Below are 1,758 nucleotides of genomic sequence, written 5' to 3'. Positions count from 1 at the left end.
AGCCTCTCTCAGTAAGGTTGTAATATCTCCATTTATCTTGCGATATCAGCCAATTTCACTTTTTCTCAGGGAGATGAATGATAATAATAACCAGGTATACCGATATATGGCATGTGTTATCCATACTTATATTGGGACTGCTTGTATGACAATTTTTCGCGCGCTCTTATCTCCACGCTTTGCCCTGGCGGTATACCCTCTCATGTCTCCCAGGATACCAATGGACCGTGCCGGTTCCAGACTTTCCTTCGTTCCACCTGTCCAGGGGTGGAGGCCATTGTGCTACCTAACGGGGTCTTTTTGCCCTCATGGATTGATTTTTGGCTCTCTGCGCTGCTTGATTGTCAAGGTCCATGTAGCAAAGGCATTATAACGATGCAATGTTTGATGCAACCAGCGCCTTTCGCCTGCAGTCCGGTAGAACGGAAGGAAAGCTGAAACAGGTACGGGCCGTTGCCTGGACACCATTCTATGCTGCTACTTTTGCCACCAGTCCATTCGTTCCGGCATGTACCAGGGCCGGGTGGTTTTCAGGTAGAACCAGATCCCGGTTATAGGTCATTCCCTTGCTTGCCAGGGCAAAGATGATGCGTAAAAGCCTACAGCAAATGGCCACCAGGGATTGTTTTCCTTTCAATGGGTTGTTGTGTCTGGTGGTGTAATAGTGGTGAAGTAGCGAAAATTCCTGCGTTCTGGCCACTAAAACCAGGGCTACCCGGAAGAGAGCGCAACGCAGCTTTGCTCTACCCCGCTTGCTGATACGGTTTCTTCCCTTGTGGGTGCCCGAACTGTTTTCCACCAGATTCAGGCCGGCCAGCTTTATCAACTGCCTGGCATTGCGGTAGTTGTTTAGGTTGCCCACTTCGGAAACTATAGTAGCCACTTGCACTATGCTCATTCCCGGGATGGTAAGCAGGTACCCGGCATAAGGGATTTCCCTTAACAGTACTGCCAGGCGGGCCTCAACCAGCTCGCATTCCTTGAGGATTTCCTTCATCCGGCGTAGCTGGTATTGGAGCTCCATCCTGATACCTTCTGTGCCTTCTTTTACACCTATAGAGGTCATGGCTTTTTCTTGCAGGAGTTCTGCGTGGTTAATCCCAACCCGGTTATGGGTGGCCCGGCTTAAAACGGCAGCCACTTCCGCTGCCGGCTTTTCCATAAGGTCGGCCGGGAAAGGGAAATTATCCAGGACAGTTATAGCTGCCTTTCCTTCGATCGACTTAAAAACGTCTTGAAACTCTGGAAAATACTGGTCAAGAATGGTGTTGATTCGCGCCTTACTTTGTTGAAGGTCTTTGTTTAACCGTTCCCGGAAGTTAACGAGATTGCGGATATCCGCCAGTATGCCTTCCGGGATGTTCGGGATGAAGAAACGACCGTCCCTGACCAGGCGGGCAATTACTCCGGCATCCTTGTCGTCCCGTTTGGTTGGTGAATTATCGTCCAGTTCCTTGGCCTTTTTGACATGGTGCGGGTTGACCAGGACTACCATAATCCCTTGCGTTCTTAAAACACAGGCTAAGGGAAGCCAGTAGTGGCCGGTAGGCTCCAATGGCCACCAGAACGTTGGAAAGGCCGTTTTTAAACTGGATCGTTCTGATTTTCAGGACTAGATCATCAATGCCAGATCTGGTATTCTGGAATGGGAACGGCTTGTGCAGTCCCTCCCCCCGGAAATTAATCATTTGGGCGTAGTGGGTGCGCTTGGCCACGTCAACACCTACAATTAAGGTTTCGGGTGTGATCATGGCTAGT

Annotated in this window: 2 protein-coding genes; both read right to left on the bottom strand. The window is 50.1% G+C overall.

Features of this window, described 5'->3' with window-relative positions:
• Positions 1-469 precede the first annotated feature (469 nt).
• Positions 470-1,555 (bottom strand): IS110 family RNA-guided transposase, encoded by a 1,086-nt coding sequence (locus tag GFC01_RS17670; RefSeq protein WP_279233516.1) that lies wholly within the window; start codon positions 1,553-1,555, stop codon positions 470-472.
• On the bottom strand, positions 1,440-1,758 hold a 319-nt coding region (locus GFC01_RS19875; protein ID WP_152948461.1), incomplete at its 5' end, for a transposase. The genes GFC01_RS17670 and GFC01_RS19875, both read right to left, overlap by 116 nt.

This window comes from Desulfofundulus thermobenzoicus, assembly GCF_009428905.1.
GTDB classification, from domain to species: Bacteria; Bacillota; Desulfotomaculia; order Desulfotomaculales; family Desulfovirgulaceae; genus Desulfofundulus_A; species Desulfofundulus_A thermobenzoicus.
Note: the sequence above shows the minus strand (reverse complement) of the source record. Positions and strands in the feature narration are given on the sequence as shown.